General features: G+C 69.5%; 14 protein-coding genes and 1 riboswitch. Of the genes, 7 read left to right on the top strand and 7 right to left on the bottom strand.

The annotated features are described in order from the left end of the window. Position 1 precedes the first annotated feature (1 nt). A complete protein-coding gene (mutM, locus tag AC1DDO_RS21840) occupies positions 2 to 991 on the top strand; it encodes a bifunctional DNA-formamidopyrimidine glycosylase/DNA-(apurinic or apyrimidinic site) lyase (protein ID WP_476972737.1) in 990 nt (329 codons plus the stop codon). On the opposite strand, the gene AC1DDO_RS21835 is transcribed toward mutM, so the two are convergent. Genes AC1DDO_RS21835 through AC1DDO_RS21825 form a run of 3 tightly spaced genes read right to left on the bottom strand, consistent with a single transcriptional unit; the run spans position 927 to position 5,685 of the window. Continuing rightward, complete coding sequence (locus tag AC1DDO_RS21835; protein WP_476972736.1) at positions 927 to 2,006, bottom strand: NAD-dependent epimerase/dehydratase family protein; 1,080 nt, start codon at positions 2,004 to 2,006, stop codon at positions 927 to 929. The two genes, mutM and AC1DDO_RS21835, sit on opposite strands and share 65 nt — an antisense overlap. Continuing rightward, complete coding sequence (locus AC1DDO_RS21830) at positions 2,003 to 4,669, bottom strand: alpha/beta fold hydrolase (RefSeq protein WP_476868938.1); 2,667 nt, start codon at positions 4,667 to 4,669, stop codon at positions 2,003 to 2,005. Before AC1DDO_RS21830 ends, AC1DDO_RS21835 begins: the two co-directional genes overlap by 4 nt. Further along, complete coding sequence (locus AC1DDO_RS21825; RefSeq protein ID WP_476868937.1) at positions 4,663 to 5,685, bottom strand: 3-oxoacyl-ACP synthase III; 1,023 nt, start codon at positions 5,683 to 5,685, stop codon at positions 4,663 to 4,665. Before AC1DDO_RS21825 ends, AC1DDO_RS21830 begins: the two co-directional genes overlap by 7 nt. Positions 5,686 to 5,954: 269 nt before the next feature. Here AC1DDO_RS21825 and smc point away from each other — a divergent pair, with 269 nt between their 5' ends. Together smc and ftsY are read left to right on the top strand one after the other, a co-directional pair. Next, a complete protein-coding gene (smc, locus tag AC1DDO_RS21820; RefSeq protein WP_476868936.1) occupies positions 5,955 to 9,569 on the top strand; it encodes a chromosome segregation protein SMC in 3,615 nt (1,204 codons plus the stop codon). A gap of 54 nt (positions 9,570 to 9,623) precedes the next feature. Next, the gene (gene ftsY / locus AC1DDO_RS21815) at positions 9,624 to 10,841 is read left to right on the top strand and encodes a signal recognition particle-docking protein FtsY (protein WP_476868935.1); all 1,218 of its coding nucleotides are present in this window, start codon (positions 9,624 to 9,626) and stop codon (positions 10,839 to 10,841) included. Between the two features lie 98 nt (positions 10,842 to 10,939). Here the strand turns inward: ftsY and AC1DDO_RS21810 are convergent, their stop codons facing one another. Continuing rightward, positions 10,940 to 12,652: a hypothetical protein gene (locus AC1DDO_RS21810; protein WP_476868934.1), complete on the bottom strand. Its 1,713-nt coding sequence runs from the start codon at positions 12,650 to 12,652 to the stop codon at positions 10,940 to 10,942. Between the two features lie 161 nt (positions 12,653 to 12,813). Further along, positions 12,814 to 14,064, bottom strand: coding sequence for an MFS transporter (locus tag AC1DDO_RS21805; RefSeq protein WP_476972735.1), 1,251 nt, complete (start codon positions 14,062 to 14,064; stop codon positions 12,814 to 12,816). A gap of 248 nt (positions 14,065 to 14,312) precedes the next feature. On the opposite strand from AC1DDO_RS21805, the gene AC1DDO_RS21800 reads away from it, so the two are divergent. Next, positions 14,313 to 15,683 (top strand): ammonium transporter, encoded by a 1,371-nt coding sequence (locus AC1DDO_RS21800; RefSeq protein ID WP_476868932.1) that lies wholly within the window; start codon positions 14,313 to 14,315, stop codon positions 15,681 to 15,683. Next, positions 15,680 to 16,018 carry a P-II family nitrogen regulator gene (locus AC1DDO_RS21795; RefSeq protein WP_028276847.1) on the top strand — a complete coding sequence of 113 codons (339 nt, stop codon included), beginning with the start codon at positions 15,680 to 15,682 and terminating at the stop codon, positions 16,016 to 16,018. Before AC1DDO_RS21800 ends, AC1DDO_RS21795 begins: the two co-directional genes overlap by 4 nt. A 129-nt stretch (positions 16,019 to 16,147) precedes the next feature. Here the strand turns inward: AC1DDO_RS21795 and AC1DDO_RS21790 are convergent, their stop codons facing one another. Next, positions 16,148 to 17,536: a glucose-6-phosphate dehydrogenase gene (locus AC1DDO_RS21790; protein WP_476868931.1), complete on the bottom strand. Its 1,389-nt coding sequence runs from the start codon at positions 17,534 to 17,536 to the stop codon at positions 16,148 to 16,150. Positions 17,537 to 17,688: 152 nt separating this feature from the next. On the opposite strand from AC1DDO_RS21790, the gene ffh reads away from it, so the two are divergent. Together ffh and AC1DDO_RS21780 are read left to right on the top strand one after the other, a co-directional pair. Next, the gene (gene ffh, locus AC1DDO_RS21785; protein ID WP_441407635.1) at positions 17,689 to 19,278 is read left to right on the top strand and encodes a signal recognition particle protein; all 1,590 of its coding nucleotides are present in this window, start codon (positions 17,689 to 17,691) and stop codon (positions 19,276 to 19,278) included. Positions 19,279 to 19,348: 70 nt separating this feature from the next. Next, a complete protein-coding gene (locus AC1DDO_RS21780) occupies positions 19,349 to 20,083 on the top strand; it encodes an alpha/beta fold hydrolase (protein ID WP_476868929.1) in 735 nt (244 codons plus the stop codon). Here the strand turns inward: AC1DDO_RS21780 and thiC are convergent. Continuing rightward, on the bottom strand, positions 20,080 to 21,900 hold the full coding sequence (gene thiC / locus AC1DDO_RS21775; RefSeq protein WP_476972734.1) for a phosphomethylpyrimidine synthase ThiC: 1,821 nt from the start codon (positions 21,898 to 21,900) through the stop codon (positions 20,080 to 20,082). The two genes, AC1DDO_RS21780 and thiC, sit on opposite strands and share 4 nt — an antisense overlap. Continuing rightward, a riboswitch (TPP riboswitch) is annotated at positions 21,896 to 22,003 on the bottom strand. Its footprint overlaps the gene before it by 5 nt. Between the last annotated feature and the right edge of the window lie 51 nt (positions 22,004 to 22,054).

Below are 22,054 nucleotides of genomic sequence, written 5' to 3'. Positions count from 1 at the left end.
CGTGCCTGAACTGCCCGAGGTCGAGGTGGTCCGGCGCGGCCTGGTGAGCTGGGTGCGGGGCCGGACCATCACGTCCGTTGACGTGCTGGATCCGCGCTCCCTGCGCCGGCATGCCCTCGGCCCGGAAGACTTTGCCGGCAACCTTGAGGGCGCGCGCGTGCTGGATGTGGTCCGCCGCGGCAAGTTCCTCTGGATGCCGCTGGCGGGCCCGCCGGCTCCGCCCGGCATGGATCTCCCGTCCGGAACGGACCTCCCGTCCTCAGGGCCTGCCCCCGCCGTCGCCCTCATGGCCCACCTTGGCATGTCCGGCCAGCTGCTCATGCAGGACCCCGGCGTCCCGGACGAAAAACACCTGAAGGTCAGGCTGCGGCTGAGCCCCTCCGAGGGCATGCCCGAGCAGCTCCGGTTCGTGGACCAGCGCATCTTCGGCGGCCTGTTCCTGACCTCTTTGGTCCCCACCGACGACGGCGGTCCGGGCGGCCTCGCCGAATCGCCGCTGCCCCTCATCGCCGAGGAAGCCTCGCACATTGCCCGGGACCCGCTGGATCCCTGTTTTTCCTTCGACGACTTCTACCGGCGGCTGCGGGCACGCAAGACCGGGCTCAAGCGGGCGCTGCTGGACCAGGGCCTGGTCTCGGGGATCGGCAACATCTACGCGGACGAGGCCCTCTGGAAGGCGCAGCTGCATTATGCCCGGCCCACGGACACCCTGCGACGGGCCGACGCGCTGCGGGTCCTCGAGGCCGCCCGTGAGGTCATGACCGATGCGCTGGCCGCCGGGGGAACCAGCTTCGATTCGCTCTACGTCAACGTCAACGGAGCCTCCGGGTACTTCGACCGCTCGCTCAACGCCTACGGCCGGGAGGGCCTCGAATGCAAGCGCTGCGCCGCCGCCGGCCGTCTCAGCCTGCTCAAGCGCGAACAGTTCATGAACCGTTCCTCCTACACCTGCCCTGTCTGCCAGCCGCGGCCGCGGAACGGCCGCTGGTAGGGGAGCCCGGGCGCTGAACCCCCGCCGCTGAAACCCCGGCCGCTGAAAGTGGACCGTAGTGCTCCGCCAGCCTGGCCAGGCCCTCGTCCAGCGAAACGGCGGGCGTCCAGTCGAGGAGCTCACGTGTCTCGCGCTGGTCGAACCAGTGGGCGGTGGAGAGCTGCTCGGCGAGGAACCGGGTCATCGGCGGCTCCCCGGCCCGGCCGGACCGGGACCAGAACTTCTCCACCACCGATCCTGCCGCCCGTGCGAGCCCGCCCGGCACCGTCCACGACGGCTCAGGGACGTTGGCCGCGGCGCAGATGCCCGCCAGCAGTTCGCCGACCGGGCGGGGTTCGCCGTTGCTGACCACGAGCGCCCGGCCGTGGACGTGCTCCATGCGGTGCAGCGCGGCGACGATGGCCGAGGCGGCATTGTCCACGTACGTGGTGTCGATCAGGGCCGCCCCGGCATCGAGCAGCGGCAGTCGGCCGCGGCTGGCACGCTCCAGCACCCGTTCCACCAGTTGCGTGTCCCCGGGGCCCCAGACGATGTGCGGGCGCACCGCCGCGACGCGGAAATCCGGCGAGTCCGCGGCCAGCGCCAGCAGTTCGGCCTCGGCCTTGGTGCGGGAGTAGTCGCCGTGCGCGCGGACCGGGTCCGCCGGCTCGGCACCCAGCCCGGCGATGGCGGCGCCGGAGTTGGCCACGGACGGGGAGGAAACGAACACCAGGTCCCGCACACCGGCCCCGCGGGCGGCACGGAGCAGGCGGCGGGTGCCTTCGACATTCACCTCATCGAAATCCGCGGCGCGGCCGGTAAAGGAGACCTTCGCGGCCAGGTGAATGACACCCTCGGCGCCCGCGACGGCGCGGCGGAGTGCGTCGTCGTCCGTGACGGAGCCCAGCACATCTGCGGCGCCGTGGACGCCCGAGGGACGGCGCTGGAACGTGGTGACGGCGTGGCCCTGCCGGACCAGCAGCCGGGCCACTTCGCCTCCGAGCAGGCCGCTCGCGCCGGTGACCAGGACCCTCACGGCGTGCCCGGACGGCCGCCGGCCAGCACCGCCGAAGCCCACCGTGACAGGCGGGTCCTGTCGATCTTGGCGTTGTGGCGGATATCGGTCGGCTGGGAGGGGACGGCCAGCACGGCCGAGACACTGACGCCTGCCTGACGGGCCGCGTCCCGTACGCGGCCGGCGAGCTGCGGCGCGGCGGGCCCGGCCCGGCGGGCCGGCGGAACAGTCTCGACGACGGCGACGACGGCCTGGGTCCCGGACGGACCGACCCCGACGACGGCGGCGAGCCCGACGTCGTCCAGGCGTTCGATGGCCTGCTCGGCGCCGACGGGCGTCACCACGGTGCCCGGCGCCGTCACGACGTGCACGAGGCGTCCTTCCACCCAAAGCCGGCCGACGGCGTCGAAGTGCCCGACGTCGCCGGTGCGGTGCCACCCGGCCGTGCGGACGCTTTCGCGCTGGGTCAGCCAGAGCCTGTCGTAGGTTTCCTTCACATGCGGGGCGCTGACGAGGATCTCGCCGGTCACTCCCGCCTCCGTGATGGGCTCGTTCCCGGGTGCGGTGCCGTCCGCGGCGAGCGGGATGACAGCCGCACGGGCCCCACGCACCGGCCAGCCCACGCACACGCCGTTGCCGGCCCCCGCCACGGTTCCGGCGGCGGCGTCGGCCTCGGCGGCACGGATCTGTTCGAGGCTGATGTCGGTGACCGGGAGCGCCTCGGTCATCCCGTACGGGGTGTGCAGCGAGGCCCGGGGCAGCAGCCTCTGCACTTCTGCGAGGAGGGGTTCGGGGACGGGTGCGCCGGCGGAGAGCAGCAGTTCCACACGGCCCAGGACTTCCTGCCCGGCCGGGCCCACCCCGCCCTGGGTGGCGAGGACGTTGCGCAGCGCCGCGGGCGAGGCGAAGATCACCGTGGCGTCGATGGCAGCCGCGGCGTCCGCCAGAGCGCGGGCCGTCAGGGTGCGGGGCACGGTGACGTCCATGGCGGGCGTCACCGAGACGGCCCCGAGCGCCGGTCCCAGCAGGGCGAACGGCGCGAAGCCCGCCACCAGGCGTGCGCCCGGGCGGATCCCCAGCGTCGCGGCCACGGTATCCCGCATCGCGGCCAACTGCCGGTGCGTGTACAGCACCCCCTTGGCGGGACCGGTGGAGCCGGAGGTGAAGAGTACCGCGGCGTCGGCTTCCGGGTCCGGGGCCGGGCCCCGGTCCGGGAGCTCCGGGTTGAGGCTGGCTCCGCGCCGGGCGAGGGCGGCGAGGGAGGTCTCGACGGCGAGGAGGCGGCGTCGGGCGGCCGGCAGGTCCCGCACACTGATGCGCCGCCCCGACCAGCCTAGGACCGAAGCAGCCGCCAGCGCCCTGTCGATCCCAATCAGGAAATCCGGGGTGGCGCCCTTCACCGCGCGGCTCAGGCCGCGGGTGCCCAGGCCGGCGTCGGCCACGACCACCACCGCGCCCAGCCGGAGGCAGGCATAGAGGACCACTGTCAGGTCCACACCTGGCGGAACCATCAGGCTCACACGGCTGCCGTGGCCTACGCCGGCTTCCGCCAGGCCCGCCGCGACGGCAGCGATATTCCGTTCCAGCTCCTGCCAGCTGAGCGAGCGGGCGACGCTGCCGTCCGCGGCCATTTCCGCGACGGCGGTGTCCCCGCCGTCGGGCCCGGCCGCCAGCGCGGTGAGCGGCGCCCACAGGGGCGGGACGTCATCGCCCGGACCATCGGTGCCGTGCCCCGGGGGCACGGTCGCGCTGTCCCGGCCGAGCCCGGCAAGCCACTCGAAGACCGGAGCGGCGATGTCCCGGTCTTCCGCGACCAGGTGGCCGGCACCCTCGAAGCGGTGCACCTTCGCCTGCGGCAGCCGGCCGGTGAGGTCCTTGAGGTACCGGTCCGAAAAGATCGGGTCCCGCGGACCCCAGAGCATCAGGGCCGGCACGCCCAGCCCGCTCAACCCAGCGGCGACGCGGCTGAGCGCCGGGAAGCTGGGGTGGGACGCGTCGGCGGGGATGTCCGCGACAAAGTTCCCCACACCTGCGCGCCGGCCGGCTCCGCGGTAGGGGGCCTTGAAGGCCGTGCGGACGTCCGTGGCCAGCGGCGGGTGGGCCAGGGAATGCGTCACCCGCAGGAAGGTGTCCGACGTCGTCGTTCCCCAGCGGTGCACGGCAGGGTGCAGGGCAAGCCGGAGCGCCGGGGGGATGCCGGCGCCGGCTGGCTGATGGACGGCTGTGTTGGTCAGCACGACACCTGCCAGCTGCTGCTGATGCGCCAACGCCCAGCCCAGGCTGATCACCCCGCCCCAGTCGTGGCCGACGGTGACCACCGGCCCGTCCAGGCCGAGGGCAGCGGTGAGATCACCGAGGTCGTTGATCCGGTCCTCGAGCCGCCGGAACGTGCCGGTGCGCTCGGAATACCCCATATCCAGCTGGTCCACGGCGACCACGCGCCACGGATGCGCGGGGTCCGAACCGGCGGCCAGCAGGGTGCGCCACAGATAAGACCACGTCGGGTTGCCGTGCACGCACAGCAGGGTGCCGGCGGGAGTCAGGCCGCGGCGCGAGAGCTGGGCGCCGTTATCGAGCACGTGCCAGCGGCGCACGGCCGCGGACCCATCCGCGGCGGAGGAGGACGCCACGTCGATTTCGCGCGACCACTCGGGGTCGACGCCGGGCCAGTCGGCGGCTACCAAGCGATTTCCACCATGGCAGTGTTCAGGCCGGAGCCGACGCCCATGCACAGCACGCGGTCCCCGGTGACGAGGGTCTGCGCTTCGGCCGCGAGTGTCATGGGAAGGGAGGCCGGGCCAACGTTGCCCCAATGCGGGAACGTGATCGGAACCTTGTCCGGGTCCAGGCCGATCGCGTCGATGATGGCCTGGGTGTAGGCGTTGCTCACCTGGTGCGTGACGTAGCGGTCCATCGAGGCCCAGTTCCACTCCGGCTGGGCCTCGTGCCAGGCGTCGAGGACGAGCTGCAGTCCACCGTCCAGAAGGCCTTTGGTGTCGGTGGCCATGCCGTCGATGCCGCCCACGCACAGTTCATGGTGCTCGGTGCCGGCACGCATCACGCCGCCAAGGATCCGGTGCGCCCCCGGGTGCTCGTCCGCCGGGCCCAGGACGGCCGCAGCGGCTCCGGAGCCGAGGGTGAGGGTGGCGAACTCGCGGTTGAAGTCCTCGCGGGTGGTCTCGGGCCGCTGCAGCCGGGCCAAGGTGGCCTCCTGCGTGGCCTGGGCGTCCTCGCCGTTGACGATCATCGCGTACTTGATCTGGCCCGAGTCGATCATGTTGGCCGCCAGCGTCATGCCGTTGACGAATCCGAGGCAGGCGTTGGCCAGATCGAAGTTCATGGCCGAGGACGGCAGGCTTAGTCCGTGATGGATCTTCACCGCGACGGACGGTTCGAGATTGCGCCGCGTGACGGAGGTGTTGATCAGGAGGCCAATCTCGGACGCTTCGATGCCGGACTCGGCCAGGGCCTTGGCGCCGGCCTCGATAGCTGCGTCGTCGAACGATGTCCCGGGTGCCCACCAGCGCCGGTGCGTGATGCCGGCGACCCGTTCGAGCAGCTTCGGGGGGACCTTAAGCCGACGCAGGGTCGAAGCCAGCCGGTGGTCGAAATCCGTGGAACTGACGATCGTCGGAGCTTCGACGCTGCTTACCGAGAGTAAGGCGGTGTTGCTGTGCCGGAATGTTGCATTCCCTACCAAAATCTGGCCCCTGTTCGTGTCCGTACTGCGCTCCCGCGGCTGGCCGCACCTTCAAGCGCAGGCCCAAGAGCTTAACTATGCCCCGTGCAGGCCAGTTCCCGCATTTTTCCGCCGCCAACTGCGGCGGCTTCGCGCGGGTTCTGCGCGGAATGACCGCCGCGGCGCAGTAGATTATAGGTATCAGGGGCCGCCCCGAACACCCGCGTCCTTTCCGAACCGGCTACGTCGAACAGCGGGCCCAGTCCGCCGAGCAGGAGACCCGAAACACCTTGCACCTCAAAAGCCTGACCGTCCGGGGATTCAAGTCGTTCGCCTCAGCGACGACCTTCGAATTCGAACCGGGCGTCACCGCCGTGGTGGGCCCCAACGGTTCGGGCAAATCCAATGTGGTGGACGCGCTGGCCTGGGTCATGGGCGAACAGGGAGCCAAAACCCTCCGCGGCGGCAAAATGGAGGACGTGATCTTCGCGGGCACCTCGGGCCGCCCGCCCCTGGGCCGCGCCCACGTCTCGCTGACCATCGACAACAGCGACGGCGCCCTCCCCATTGAGTACAGCGAGGTGACGATCTCGCGCACCCTGTTCCGGACCGGCGGCTCGGAGTACGCCATCAACGGCGCCGGCTGCCGGCTGCTTGATATCCAGGAGCTGCTCTCCGATTCGGGCCTGGGCCGCGAGATGCACGTGATCGTCGGCCAGGGCCAGCTGGACAAGGTCCTGCACGCCACCCCCGAGGACCGGCGCGGCTTCATCGAGGAGGCCGCCGGCATCCTCAAACACCGCCGCCGCAAGGAAAAAACGGTCCGCAAGCTCGAGGCCATGCAGGCCAACCTGTCCCGGCTCAGCGACCTCACCGGCGAAATCCGGCGGCAACTGACCCCGCTGGGCAAACAGGCGGAAGTGGCCCGGCGTGCCCAGAGCGTCCAGTTCGAGGTCCGCGACGCCCGCTCACGCCTCCTGGCCGACGACCTGGTCCGGCTGCAGTCCGCGCTGGCGCAGGACGTCGCGGATGAATCCGCACTCAAGGCACGCCGCGCCGTCGTCGAACGCGAGCTCGACGCCGGCCGGCAGCGCCAGGCCGCCCTGGAACGGCTCGCGGCCGAGGCGACGCCGGCGCTGAACGCCGCGCGGGAGAACTGGTATGCGCTCTCCACCGGGCGCGAACGGCTCCGCTCGCTCGGCTCCCTTGCCGAGGAACGCCGCCGGCTGCTTGGCTCCGCGGATGTGGTTCCGGACACTGGCCGGGATCCGGACCAGCTGGAGAAGCAGGCCGCCCGTGTCCGTGACGAACAGGCCGGGCTGGAACAGCAGATCCTGGACCGGACAGCAGCCCTCGACGCCGCGACAGCTACCAAGCAGGACGCCGAACAGGCCGCCGCCGCCGAGGACAAGCGGCTCGCGGCACTGCTCCGGGCCGCCGCGGACCGGCGCGAAGGCCGGGCCAAGCTCGCCGGACAGGTCGGTGCCGCACGATCCCGCGTCGAGTCTGCCCAGTCCGAGCTCGGCCGCCTCCGCGAATCGCAGAAGGCGGGCGAGGAACGCCGCCGGCAGGCGCAGAGCGAGTTCACGGCCCTGGAAACGCAGGTGGCGGGGGTCGAGGACGGCGAGGAATCGCTCGACGCCGATTACGAGGCCGCGAGCACAGCCCTGGACGCCGTGATCGCCGGGATCGCCGAACTGGAAGCGGCCGAGCGTGAGGGGGAGCGGGAACGCGGCGCCCTCGTGGCCCGCCGCGATGCCCTCCAGCTCGGCCTGAACCGCAAAGACGGTTCCGGGCACGTGCTCGGGGCGGCCTCCGGGGAACTGGGCGCCGGTGTCCTGGGATCCCTGGCGGCAATGATCACGGTGGAGGCCGGATTCGAGGCCGCAGTCGCCGCCGCACTCGGCAGTGCCTCCGATGCCGTGGTGGTCCGGGACCAGGAAACGGCCGCCGCGGCCGTGCGACTGCTGCGGGAGGACGACGCCGGCCGCGCCGCGCTGCTGCTCGCCGACGGCCCGGCGGGGACGTTGCCGCGCGCCGGGGCAACATTTCCAGCTGCGCTTCCCGCCGGCGCACGCTGGGCCGCCGAGCTGGTTACCGCCGCGGATCCGGACGCCGCCGGGCTGCCGCTTCCCGCCTTGCTGGCGGGCATCGCCGTCGTCGACGATCTGGATGCGGCGGCGCAGCTGATTGCCGCGCATCCGCAGCTCACCGCCGTGACGCGGGCGGGGGACGTCTTGACGGCCCTAGCGGTGACCGGCGGCTCCGCGTCGGCGCCGTCGCTCCTGGAGGTCCAGGCCGCCGTCGACGACGCCGCCGCGAAACTGGCCACGGTCACCGCCGGGCTCGAACGCAACCGCTTCGCCCTCTCCACCGCCCGGGCCCGGCGTGCCGAAGCTGAAGACCGCGCGGACGCGGCCCTCGCAAAACTGCACGACTCCGACGCGAAACTCGCCGCCGTTGCCGAACGCCTGGGCCATCTGAACGCGGTGCTGCGCAGCGCTGTCGGGGAGAGCGACCGGCTGGCCGCGTCCCTGGCCAGGGCCGAGGCCCAGATTGCCAGCGAGCAGGCCGCCCTGGAAGCCGTGACGGCACGGCTTGCCGCTGCCACCGAAGCCCCCGAGGAGCAGGAACCCTCCCCGGAGCACCGCGACGCCCTGGCCCTGGCCGCCTCGCTGGCCCGCACGGCCGAAATGGAGGCCAGGCTCGCCCTGCGCAGCGCCGAGGAGCAACTCACGGCCACCCGGAACCGGGCAGCATCGCTGGAACGGGCCGCCGCCACCGAGCGCCGCGCCCGTGAGGAAGCCGCGGAACGGGCCCGCCGCCGACGGCTCCAGGCCGGGCGCGCCGCCGCCGTCGCCGATGCCGCGCAGCAGGTGATCGGGTTCATCGACGTGTCCGTGGAACTGGCCCGGCGCGATCGGGACGGCGCCGAGGAACACCGGGAAGCCATGGAGCGTGACCTTGCCGGGGTCCGCAGCGGCAACGACGTCCTGGCCCGCGAGCTGGCCGAACTCACCGACTCCGTGCACCGCGACGAGCTTGCCCGCACGCAGCAGCGGCTGCGGATCGAGGCGCTGGAACTGAAGAGTGTGGAGGAGCTCGGCCTTACTGCCGAACAGCTGGTGGCCGATTACGGTCCGGACCGGCCCGTCCCGGTGCCGGCCGACGACCCGGGGGACAAGTGGGCCGCCCTGCGCACCCCGGTGGACGAGGACGGTCGCGAAATCGCCGAGGGCAAGCCCTACGTCCGGGAGGAGCAGGAGAAACGGCTCAAACGCGGCGAACGCGACCTCTCGGCCCTCGGCAAGGTCAACCCGCTGGCGCTCGAGGAGTTCGCCGCGCTCGAGGAGCGCCACCAGTTCCTCAGCACCCAACTCGAGGACCTGAAATCCAGCCGCAAGGACCTGCTGGACATCATCAAGGAAGTCGACGACCGCGTCCAGAAGGTCTTTGCCGAAGCGTTCGAGGACACCTCCCGGCAGTTTGTCCGCGTGTTCGCCCGGCTGTTCCCCGGCGGCGAGGGCCGGCTGGTCCTGACCGACCCCTCGGACATGCTCACCACCGGCATCGAAGTGGAAGCCCGCCCGGCCGGCAAGAAAATCAAGCGCCTCTCGCTGCTCTCCGGCGGAGAACGTTCCCTGACTGCCGTGGCGCTGCTGGTGGCCATCTTCAAGGCGCGGCCCTCGCCTTTCTACGTCATGGACGAGGTCGAGGCCGCCCTCGATGACACCAACCTGGGCCGGCTCATCACCATCTTCGAAGAGCTCCGCAAATCCAGCCAGCTGATCGTCATCACGCACCAGAAGCGCACCATGGAAGTCGCCGACGCGCTGTACGGCGTGACAATGCGCGGCGACGGCGTTTCCACGGTGATCAGCCAGCGGCTCGGTGCTGAGGTCTAAGCAGAACGTAATCGCTGGCCACGGCCCATTTGGGGTTTGTGAGAAGCTAGGGGAGTGAACGACATCCTCCCCATTATTCTGCCCATTCTCGCTGTCCTGGTGGTCCTCGGCCTGCTGATCCCGGTGCTTATGAAGACCCGGAAGACCACCAGGAAGTATCTCGGCACGCGGGACGAAAACGACCCCGTGCAGGCTCCGGGGGCCGGAACGCTGGTGGAGGACCGTCCCGCGCCTGCGCCGGCGGCACCGGCAAGGACCGCGCCGGACTCCGTCGGGCTGGACGAAACCGAAGTTGTCGAGGTTCCGGACGACGCCGCCGGCCTGGAAACCGTGCCCGTCGAAACCCCGCTGCCGGTGGCCGGACGCCTCGCCCGGCTGCGCGAGCGGCTGGTCAAGTCCAACAACGTCCTGGGCAAGGGACTGCTGGCCCTGCTCTCGGCGGACAAGATCGACGAAAACGTCTGGGATGAAGTCGAGGAAACCCTCCTGCTGGCCGACCTCGGTACCGAGCCGACCATGCAGCTCGTGGACGCCCTCCGCGAACGCGTCAAGGTGATCGGCACGCGGGACCCCGAGCACGTCAAGGCCCTGCTCCGCGAGGAACTGATCAAGCTCGTGGACCCCACCATGGACCGCAGCCTGAACATCGAGCGGCATGACGGCAAGCCTGCCGTCATGATGGTGGTGGGCGTCAACGGCGTCGGCAAGACCACCACCGTGGGCAAGCTCGCCCGCGTGCTGGTAGCCGAGGACAAGGACGTGCTGCTGGGCGCCGCGGACACCTTCCGGGCCGCCGCCTCCGAGCAGCTGGCCACGTGGGGCTCGCGCGTCGGCGTGCCCACCGTGAAGTCGGACATCGACGGTGCCGACCCGGCCTCGGTGGCCTACGAGGCCGTCAAGGCCGGCATCGACCAGGAAGTCGACGTGGTCATGATCGACACCGCGGGGCGCCTGCAGAACAAGGTGGGCCTCATGGACGAGCTCAGCAAGGTCAAGCGCGTCATCGAAAAGCTTGCCGAAGTCGACGAGGTGCTGCTGGTCCTGGACGCCACCACCGGCCAGAACGGGCTCAACCAGGCCCGGGTGTTCTCCGAGGTGGTCAACATCACCGGGATCGTCCTGACCAAGCTGGACGGCACCGCCAAGGGCGGCATCGTCGTCGCCATCCAGAAGTCCCTCGGCGTCCCGGTGAAGCTGATCGGCCTGGGCGAAGGCGCCGACGACCTCGCGCCGTTCGACGCCGAAGGCTTCGTGGATGCGCTGCTGAACTAGCACGCTGGGCAACAACACGCTGGGCAACAAAGAGTGCCCCGGTCCTTCAGAAGGACCGGGGCACACTTTATTTCCTTGAAGTAATTGCCTTGCAGCGGCTAGTACTTGAAGTTCAGAACCGTCACTGTTCCCGCGGTCAGCTTGAACTGCTGCGCCTGGGACTTGTACGCGAACCCGGGCACCGTGGCACGTTTGGCGAGGGGCGTCGGCTCGGTCTTGGCGCCGTCGATGACGGTCTGGTCCTCAGCCTTGTAGCTGGGGCCGCTGAGCTGGGTCATTGTTCCGGTCACCGGCTTGCCCGGCAGGTTCAGGGTGACGTCGGTCTGCGCGGCCTTTTCGGGGTCGTTTTCGTTGACGATCACCACGCTGGTGCTGCCGTCAGCGTTCTGCAGCGCATAGCTGAACGCCAGGCCGCCTCCGGAGCTGTTCAGCTTCATGAACTTGCCGGCCTCGAGCTCGGCCACCATGGAGATGCCGAAGAAGTTCGCGCGACCGGACATCTGGCCATTGCCGAACGGGTAAGCGCCGGCGCTGCAGATGGCGGACAGGGGCGGGCCGCCCTTGCACGTGAGCAGGGAGCTGTGGAAGCCAATCCGGGTGATGCCCAGCTGGGCGGCATTGAGGGAATAGTCAGCCGCCCACAGGGCCGAGGCGTGGGTGCGGGATGTCTCGTTGGAGCCGGGGCAGGCTGCGATCCCGGTTTCCGGGAGCCAGGTTTCCAGGCCCGCGGCCTGTCCGACCTTGATGGCCGACTGCTGATAGTCAGCGGCACGGTCGTGCATCAGCTGGCTCATCAGGTTGGCCATGGTGGGCGAGCCCTTGGGGTCACTGCCGTCACAGCTGTAGAGCGGGTAGTTATGGAACGACAGGATCTTTTTCTGCGGAATGTCCGCATCGATGAACGGCTGCCACCACTTCTGGTCATAGGCGCCTGGCCCGGAGATCGGCACGTTGGGGGCCACGGCATAGATGGCGTTGGCGTAGTCCTTCAGTTCCCGGACGTACTGCTCCAGGCTGTAGCCGCTGCCGGTCTTGACGTCGTTGAAGACGAAGCCGTTGGGCTCGTTGCCCACCGTGATGCTCAGCAGCCGGTCGCCGAAGATCTCCGAGGCGTTCTTGACCATGTCCGCGGCCCGGGCCGGGTTGTAATGGCCAAGGTCCACCGTGAGGCTGACCTTGGCGTCGCTGGCCTCCAGCAGGGTCTTTAGCCGGGCCAGGTCTGCCGGGCCGACGGCCTTGACCGGGTGCGTCTTGTCGCCCTTGTAGTCACCGGGGACAGCCTCGCCCGTGGAGGTCCAGAAGAAGCGCCGGTCCACGGCGTTGCCGCCGAAGCGCAGGACGGGCTGGTCGATCTCCTTGAGGAGCTTGACCATCGACGCGTTGCCGCTGCTGAGATCGGGGTCGGCCAGGTCCGTGGCCTCCAGGGAAATTCCCGTCAGGCCCTTGTTCAGGGAGGTGCCCACAAGGTCGTTGGAGACGTCGAGCTTGAGGGGCTCAACTTTTTCCAGAGGCGACCCGGCCGGCGGACCCGGCTGCTGGTAGGAGGTGACCGCGGGTCCCACCTCGGCGGGAGTGGGCGCCGGGGTGGACTGCGCCGGTTCGGAAGCGGCCGGCGGGGTGGGCGCCGGGTTGCCGAGGGCGATTGGAGCCAGCACCGCCGCTGCGGCGACGACGGCGACGATTCCGGCGCCGGCGATCAGCCGTGCGCGCTTCCTTTTCCCCGCTGTTTTTCCTGCGGATCGTCCCGCGTTCGCGGGATCGGCGGGGTTGGGGCTATCGGCTTTCCCGGGGGAAGAGTCGAATCTGGCCATGGGGGATTACCTCCGGAAGATTGTGGCACGTGCCCCCAGCTTAGCCAAGGGCGGCGGCCGCCGCTGACCGGAACGTCCGGAGCAAGGTCCAGGACAAGTATCTGGACAGGGTCGTGGACGCGGCTCCCTGCACTTCGGACCCGTGGCGGCAACGCCGCAGGTCAGGCGGGGTCCGGGGCCAGCCGGCGGAACGTTTCGCGGGCCGGCAACCACACGGCGGCGGCGGCCAACAGCATGCCGCCGGTGACCCCGAAGGCCCATCCGTAGCCCAGCCGGTCCGCCAGCAGCCCCGCCACCACTGGCCCCACAATCGCCCCGCTGTCGGAGGCCATCTGGAAGACCGCGAGGACGCGGCCGCCGGAGCGCTCGTTGCCGATCACGTCCGCGATGGCGGCCTGCTGGGCCGGGCCCAGCAGCCCGGAGCCGATCCCGGCACACGCGGAGGCGAGCAGGAACCAGGGCAACTGGTGCGTGAACCCGATGGCCGCGGTGGCCGTGCCGGTAACCAGCAGCCCGGCCAGCAGCAGCGGCTTGCGGCCCAGGGTGTCCGCGAGGCGGCCGGAGAACGTCAGGGCCACCGCGTTTCCGCCGGCAAACACGGCCAGGGCCCAGCCAGCCGATTCCGGGCCCGCGCCAAGCGCCACGACGGCGAAGAGCGGCACCGTGGCCATCCGCACGCCGAAGGTGGCCCAGCCGTTGGCGAAGCTCGAAAACAGGCCGGCCCGGTAGGCGCTGTCCCGCAGCGCGTCCTTGAGTTCCATCGCCGGGGCCTTCGCTCCGGCCTGGCGCGAGGCGGCCGGGACGTGGCTGAGCTGGGTCTGCACCACGAGGGCCGCCAGCACCAGGGCCGCCGCGTACGCAAGGAACGGCACCCGCAGGCCAAAACTGGCGAGCAGGCCGCCCACGATCGGGCCGCAGACGTTGCCGATCAGGAACGCTGAGGCGTAGGCCCCGGAGACCCGGCCGCGGCTTTCCGGCGGCGCGAGCCCGACCACGAGCGCCATCGACGCCACCGTGAACATCACCGAGCCCGCCCCGCCCAGGCCGCGGAAGACCAGCAACTGCCAGTAGTCCTGGGCGAACGCGCACGCCGCCGTCGACGCCGCCACGATCAGCAGGCCCGCGACGTAGACGGGCCGTTCGCCCAGCTTCACGATCAGGGCGCCGCCCGCCGGGGCGAAGACGAGCCGCATGAACGCGAAGATGCTCACGATCACGGCGGCCGCCGTCGCGCCGACGTCGAACGTGGTGGCGAACTGCGGGAGAACGGGTGCGACGAGGCCAAAACCGATGGCGATCAGGAACGCCGCCACCAACATCACCTTGATGTCCCGGGGCAGCCGGGAGCGCCCCGGGTCCGGGGAGGGAACCGTGGCTGCGGCTTCGCCGGCGGGGCGGGAGGTGTTGCTCATGATGCGTTCGTCCTTGGCTGATACGGGGCCGGCTGGCGGCGGGTCTTTCAAGCGCGGAATTAAACCGATGAAACATAACCGTAACAAGTGTGAGATGCACCATTTACGTCCGGGAGGTTCTTGTAACAACCCGGCAATCTAAATCCTCCGCCAGCGAAACACAGCCCCGCGAAACTCGTTGTAGAACGCAAATAATGCGTTGGGACCGGCGGACTAGTCCGCACCTATTGCAAGAGAGGACGTAGACCATGGAACTCACCGCAGGTCTCGTTTGGCTCCTGGTCGCCGCGGCACTCGTGCTGTTCATGACCCCGGGCCTGGCATTCTTCTACGGCGGCATGACTCGCGCCAAGTCGGCTTTGAACATGATGATGATGAGCTTCGTCGCCATTGGAACCGTGGGCATCATGTGGGTCCTGTGGGGCGCTTCGATGGCTACGAGCAACGAGGACAACTTCTTCCAGATCTTCGCCAACCCGTTCAGCCACTTCGGACTGCACGGGTTCACCGAACCTGCTGATCTGCTCAAGGTCGGCTACGCAGCCACCTTCGCGATCATCACGGTGGCCCTGATCTCCGGCGCCGTCGCTGACCGCGCCAAGTTCTCCGCCTGGGTGGTCTTCACCCCCATCTGGGCCACCCTCGTCTACGCACCTCTCGCGTTCATGGTGTGGGGCGGCGGGCTGTTTTCCGCCAGCGGCTGGTTCGGCCAGACGTTCGCGCCGGTCATCGACTTCGCCGGTGGCACCGTGGTCCACATCAACGCCGGCGTCGCGGGCCTGATCCTGGTCCTGATCATCGGCAACCGCAAGGGCTTCGGCAAGGACCCGAACCACCGCCCGCACAACATTCCGTTCGTCATGCTCGGCGCCGCCATCCTGTGGTTCGGCTGGTTCGGCTTCAACGCCGGTGCCGCTGCGACCGTGGAGCAGGCCGGCCTGATCTGGATCAACACCCTGGCCGCCCCGGCCGCCGCCATGCTCGGCTGGCTCGCCGTGGAACGCTACCGTGACGGTCACCCGACTTCGCTCGGTGCAGCCTCCGGCGTGGTCGCCGGCCTCGTCGCCATCACCCCGGCCTGCGCCAACGTCTCCCCGCTCGGCGCGATCGCCCTCGGCGTCGTGGCCGGTCTGGCCTCCGCCCTCGCCGTCGGCCTGAAGTTCAAGTTCGGCTACGACGACTCGCTCGACGTCGTCGGCGTCCACCTCGTCTCCGGTGTCATCGGCACCGTGGCGATCGGCTTCCTCGCCACCCCGACCCAGGGCGCTGCGGGCCTGTTCTACGGCGGCGGCACCACGCAGCTGGTTGCCCAGACCCTCGCGGCCCTGATGGCCATCGCCTTCACAGCCGTCATGACCTTCATCATCGCCTTCCCGATCCACAAGCTCATGGGCTTCCGGGTCTCCCAGGAACAGGAAGTCGTCGGTGTGGACCTGAGCCTGCACGCAGAGACCGCTTACGAGTTCGGCGTCGGCGGGCACGGCGGCAGCTTCCAGCCGCTGCACGAACTGATCACCGGCAAGCCGCAGGTGGAGGAAGACACAGTCTCCGAAACGCCGGTGGACGTCTCGTCCAACGGCAAGCACAACGCAACGGGTAAGGAAAGTGTGGGGGCATGAAACTGATCACAGCAATCGTCCGTCCGGAAAAGCTTGAGGCTATCCGCGAAGGCCTGGAAGCCTACGGTGTGCAGGGCCTCACCGTCAGCGCAGCCAGCGGCTACGGCCGGCAGCGCGGCTACACCGAGGTGTACCGCGGCGCCGAGTACAACGTGGACCTCCTGCCCAAGATCCGGGTCGAAGTCCTGGCCACCGACGAACAGGCGGACGACATCCTCGATGTCATCATCGCCAGTTCGAATACCGGCCGGGCCGGCGACGGCAAGGTCTGGACGATGGATGTGTTCGAGGCTGTCAGGGTCCGCACCGGAGAGCGCGGTTCGGCAGCGATCTAGCTGCTCCCCGCTCCGCCCCGGTACTGGGAACAGATAACGCGGCGCTGACACTGCGGGCCGGATGCCTGAGGCATCCGGCCCGCTTTGTCGTGTCCGCTGCTGGGGGTTTCTGCTAGTTGTTCCTCACTGCTAGGCCGGCCAGCCGTCCGGGCCCGCGGTCCCGGCCGGGTATTCCTCCAGCGGGACGTGCCCCGCGGTCCAGGACTTCAGCACCGGCGCCAGGATGCGCCAGCAGTCCTCGGCCGTATCGGCCCGCACCGAGAGCAGCGGGTCACCGGTCAGGACGCCCTCGAGCACTTCGCCGTAAGGGAGGAGCCCGGAGGCGCTCAGCTCGGCCTGCAGCGTGGCCCGGTCCAGGCTCAGGACATCGCCCGGGCCGTTCACGTCGACGTCGAACTGCAGGGTGTCCGGGCCAAAACCGATCCGCAGCTGGTTGGGGGCGTCCACACCGGTGAAGCCCTTGGGCAGGTGCGGCACCGGCCGGAAGGTCACCACGGCCTCCTTGCGTTTCTTGCCCAGTGCCTTGCCCGAGCGGAGGATGAACGGCACGCCCTGCCAGCGCCAGTTCCCGATCTGCACCTGAACCTCGGCCAGGGTCTCGGTGCCCCGGGCCGCGTCCACGCCGTCCTCCTTGGTGTAGTCCGGAATTTTCCGGCCGTCGATCGAACCCGCGGTGTACCGTGCCCGGCGGGTGCTTTGGCGGTACGGGGCCTGGATGCTGCTGGCCCGCAGCACCGTGGCCACGGCATCGCGGAGGTCGCGTTCGTCCACGGAGGCCGGCGGCTCGATGGCCATGAGGGCCATGATCTGCAGCAGGTGGCTCTGGATCATGTCGCGGAGGGCCCCGGCGCCGTCGTAGTAGCGGGCGCGGCCCTCGAGGGCGAGGTCCTCATCGAAAATGATCTCGATCTTTTCGATGTGCTGCCGGTTCCACACCGGCTCCAGGAAGGTGTTCGCGAAGCGCAGGCCCAGGATGTTCAGGACCGTGGCCTTGCCGAGGAAGTGGTCCACCCGGTGGATGTGGTCCTCCGGGACCAGTGCGGCCAGCGTCCTGTTCAGGTGCCGTGCGGATTGCTCGTCCGAGCCGAACGGTTTCTCCATGACCAGCCGGGTTCCCGCGGGCACGTCCTCCGGCGCGAGCGCTTCGCACGCGAGCTGGCTGACACGCGGCGGGAGGGCGAAATAGACGGCCACGGGGCCCTCCAGCCGGGCCAGCAGCCCGGCGAGCTGGCCCTCGGCCGTGACATCGAGCTGGTGGTAGGTGCTGTCCTGCCGGATCCGCTTGAGTTCCCGCTTGCCGTGGGCGTCGGCCTGGGCGTCCTCGTCCGCGAAGCAGTCCTCGACGCGGCCCAGCCACTGCTCCGGCGTCCAGGGGTCCGATCCGGCTCCGGCCAGGGTGAGGCCGTCGGCGCGGCCCCGGGCCACCAGGCGGGCCAGCCCCGGCAACAGGAGCCTGCCGGTAAGATCGCCGGAGGCGCCCAGGATGAGCAGGGTTTTTACAGTTGTTTGGCTGGTCACCTAAGCCAGCATGCCATCTTGAAGGCGCATCTTGGTACCCTAGATAGTCGAGTCCTGTTGTCGTGGCGGTTCGCCCAGGCGAACACCAGTCGCGACGCTGGCGTGCCGCACCGGCCGCCACCTGTACATCCACTGAAAGAAGTGCACGGCGCGTGTTCAATTCACTCTCTGACCGGTTGACAGCAACCTTCAAGAATCTGCGTGGCAAGGGCCGCCTGACCGAGGCGGACGTTGACGCCACAGTCCGCGAGATCCGGCGTGCCCTTCTGGACGCCGACGTCGCTGTGCCCGTGGTCCGGGAGTTCACCGGCCGCGTGCGCGAGCGTGCCCTCGGCGCCGAGGTCTCCGGGGCGCTGAACCCGAGCCAGCAGATCGTGAAGATCGTCAACGAGGAACTCGTCGAGATCCTCGGCGGCGAGACCCGCCGGATCCGCCTGGCCAAGACCGGCCCCACCATCATCATGCTGGCCGGTCTCCAGGGTGCCGGTAAGACCACCCTGGCCGGCAAGCTGTCCAAGTGGCTCAAGTCCCAGGGTCACAGCCCCATGCTGGTGGCCTGTGACCTCCAGCGCCCCAACGCCGTCACCCAGCTGCAGGTGGTCGGCCAGCGCGCCGGCGTTCCCGTGTTCGCCCCGCACCCGGGTGCCACCTCCACCGAACTGGACCACCCCGCCGGTGACCCGGTCGCCGTCGCCCGTGCCGGCGTCGAGGAAGCCAAACGCACCCTGCACGACGTCGTGATCGTGGACACCGCCGGCCGTCTCGGCGTCGACGCGGACATGATGGAGCAGGCGCGCCAGATCCGCCGCGCGATCGTCCCCAACGAAGTCCTGTTCGTGATCGACTCCATGATCGGCCAGGACGCCGTCAACACCGCCCTGGCCTTCGACGAAGGCGTCAACTTCACCGGCATCGTGCTGTCCAAGCTCGACGGCGACGCCCGCGGCGGTGCCGCGCTGTCCGTCGCATCGGTGACCGGCAAGCCGGTCATGTTCGCGTCCACCGGCGAAGGCGTGGACGACTTCGAGCTCTTCCACCCGGACCGGATGGCCTCGCGCATCCTGGACATGGGTGACGTGCTCACCCTGATCGAACAGGCCGAGAAGTCCTGGGACAAGGACGAAGCGGCCCGGATGGCGAAGAAATTCGCCGACCAGGAAGACTTCACGCTCGATGACTTCCTCGCCCAGATGCAGCAGATCCGCAACATGGGCTCCATGAAGAAAATGCTCATGATGATGCCGGGTGCGCAGAACATCCGGCAGCAGCTCGAGCAGTTCGACGAGCGCGAGATCGACCGGGTCGAGGCCATTGTCCGCTCCATGACCCCGCACGAGCGCGTGGCCCCGAAGATCATCAACGGCTCGCGCCGGGCCCGCATCGCCCGCGGCTCGGGCGTGCACGTCTCCGAGGTCAACGGCCTGCTGGAGCGCTTCGCCCAGGCCCAGAAGATGATGAAGAAGATGGCTGCCGGCGGCGGCATGCCCGGAATGCCGGGGATGCCCGGGATGGGCGGCGGGGGCGGTGCCCGCAAGGGAGCCAAATCCGCGCCCAAGAAGAAGGCACGCTCCGGCAACCCGGCCAAGGCCGCGCAGGAACTGCGCGACGCCGAGGCCCGGCGTGCCGCCGGCGCCAAGGCCCTGCCCACCGGAGCGTCGTTCGGCCAGCAGGGCGGCGACTTCGATCCGTCCCAGCTGAACCTGCCCAAGGGCTTCGACAAGTTCCTCGGCGGCAGCAAGTAGCTGCAGCTGCTGATGCCGCCGGGACTGTGTCGCCGGCGGCATCAGCACTGATGTGCCATAGGGTTAGACAATGTTCAAGCAGCGCGTAGTCTTCGTCCACGGGGATGGCAGCTTCGGCGCCGCCGCTTGGCCCAAGCAGCACGGAATGGCGCTGGACTACGACGCCCTGTTCCTGCGGAGGCACGGTTTTGATGCCGTCGCGGAACCGCTGGAAACCAACTTCGCCGCCGACGCCGCCATCGTGCTCGCCTCGCTGGCGGACGATGGCCGCGGCGAGGCCGGCGGCCATGTGGTGGCCCATTCGCAGGGCGCCATCGCCGCCATGATGGCCGCCGTCGAACGGCCCGACCTCGTCCAGTCGCTGACCCTGGTGGAGCCGGCCTGCCTGTCCTTGACCGCGGAACTCCCGGCCACCGCCGCGCACCGGGCCCTTATGCAGCCGCTCTACGATGTCCGGCACAACCTCAGCGACGAGGACTTCCAGCGCGAGTTCATCCGCCGCGCGTTCGCGGCCGAGGCCCCGGGGGCCACGACGCCGGAGGCGCTCCGCGCGGCGCGCCGGCTGCGGCTGCAGGCCCCGCCGTGGGAGGCGCCGCTGCAAATCGTGCCGGGCGTGCCGACGCTGGTCCTGACCGGCGGCTGGGAACCGCTGTATGAGGAAATCGCCGGCTACCTGCGCGAGACCGGCGCCCTGCACCGCACGGCCGCGGGCGGGCACCGGCCCCAGGATTCAACGGACGGCGACCGGACGATCCGATCGTTCATCGCCGAGGTCAGCCGGCACCAGCACGCCCGGGCCTGCTAGGACGCTGTCGGTCCGCCCACGGCAGGCTCCGGCAGGTAGACCTTGCCGCCGGAGGCGAGGAACTCGCTGCTCTTCGCCCGCATCCCGGCCGCCATCTGCGCCAGGGCAGCCTGCGAATCGACAGAACCATAGTTGCCGGTACCGTACTCATCCCGGATGTCCTGGCTGATCCGCATGGAGCAGAACTTGGGACCGCACATCGAGCAGAAGTGCGCGGTTTTGGCCGGCTCCGCGGGAAGCGTCTCGTCGTGGAAGGCCTCGGCCGTCACCGGGTCAAGGGACAGGGCGAACTGGTCCCGCCAGCGGAACTCAAACCGCGCCTTGGACAGGGCGTCGTCTCGTTCGTGGACGCCGGGGTGGCCCTTGGCGAGGTCGGCGGCATGGGCGGCGATCTTGTACGTGATCACCCCGGTCTTCACGTCATCCTTGTTCGGCAGCCCGAGATGCTCCTTGGGCGTGACGTAGCAGAGCATGGCGGTGCCAAAGCGGGCAATCTCGGTGGCGCCGATCGCCGAGGTGATGTGGTCATAACCGGGCGCAATGTCGGTGACCAGCGGCCCGAGCGTATAGAAGGGTGCGCCCTTGCAGAGTTCCTGCTGGCGTTCCACGTTTTCCCGGACCAGGTGGAAGGGCACGTGCCCGGGACCCTCCACCATGACCTGCACATCGAACTCCCAGGCCCGCTGCGTGAGCTCGGCCAGGGTGTCCAGCTCGGCGAACTGCGCCGCGTCGTTGGCATCCGCCGTCGCGCCGGGCCGCAGCCCGTCACCCAGGGAGAACGCGACGTCGTACTTCGCGAAGATTTCGCACAGCTCGTCGAAGTGGGTGTACAGGAAGTTCTCCTGGTGGTGCGCCAGGCACCAGCCGGCCATGATGGAGCCGCCGCGGGAGACGATGCCGGTGACCCGGTTGGCCGTCAGGGGCACATAGCGCAGCAGCACCCCGGCGTGGATGGTCATGTAGTCCACGCCCTGCTCGCACTGTTCGATCACGGTGTCCCGGAAGATCTCCCAGGTTAGGGCGTTGGCCTCACCGTTGACCTTCTCCAGCGCCTGGTAGATCGGGACGGTGCCGATGGGCACGGGGGAGTTGCGGATGATCCACTCGCGCGTGGTGTGGATGTCATCACCGGTGGAGAGGTCCATCACCGTGTCCGCGCCCCACTGCGTGGCCCACTGGAGTTTGTCGACCTCCTCGGCGATGGAGCTGGTCACGGCCGAGTTGCCGATGTTGGCGTTGATTTTCACCAGGAACGCCTTGCCGATGATCATCGGCTCCGATTCGGGGTGGTTGACGTTGTTAGGAATGATCGCGCGGCCCGCGGCCACCTCGCTGCGCACCAGCTCCACATCGCAGTTCTCGCGCAGCGCGACGAACCGCATTTCCTGGGTGATGACGCCGTCGCGGGCGTAGCGCATCTGCGTGACGGTCCTGCCCTCGACGGCGCGGCGCGGCACCGGGCGCCCGCCCTGCCATTCGGCCGACGCCGCACCCCGGCGGACCGCCGACTTGCCGTCATCGAGAAGCTCCCGTTCCCGGCCGGCGTAGGGTTCGGTGTCCGCCCTCGCCTCGATCCAGGGAGCCCGGAACGGCTCCAGCCCGCGGACCGGATCGCTGCCCGGGCCGGCCGTGCGGTAGACCCGGAACGGAGCGTTCGCGACACCGCCCGGGGAGGGTTCCAGGGCGATCTCGGTCACCGGGACGCGGATGCCGTGCTCCGGATCCGCGGTGAAGGCCAGCGAGTGGGACTTCAGCGACTGGGTAGTGACTGCTGGCTTCTTTTGGGCAGGGCTGTGCTGTGTTTCTGTGGTGCTCAAAGGATTACTCACTTCCTTCGCCGGCATTACCCGGACAGGTTCAACGGTCGCAGGCTGCGCTAGCCCGATCTCAGCCCCTGCAAGGGCACCCGTGTGGTCGTAGACGAAGCTACCACAGGCCCACTGGAAGCCTGCCGAGTGTGACGGCACCCGG

The organism is Arthrobacter sp. 10N43, from assembly GCF_056394525.1.
The sequence above is the reverse complement of the archived record's forward strand: the minus strand, read 5'-3'. Positions and strand labels throughout refer to the sequence as shown.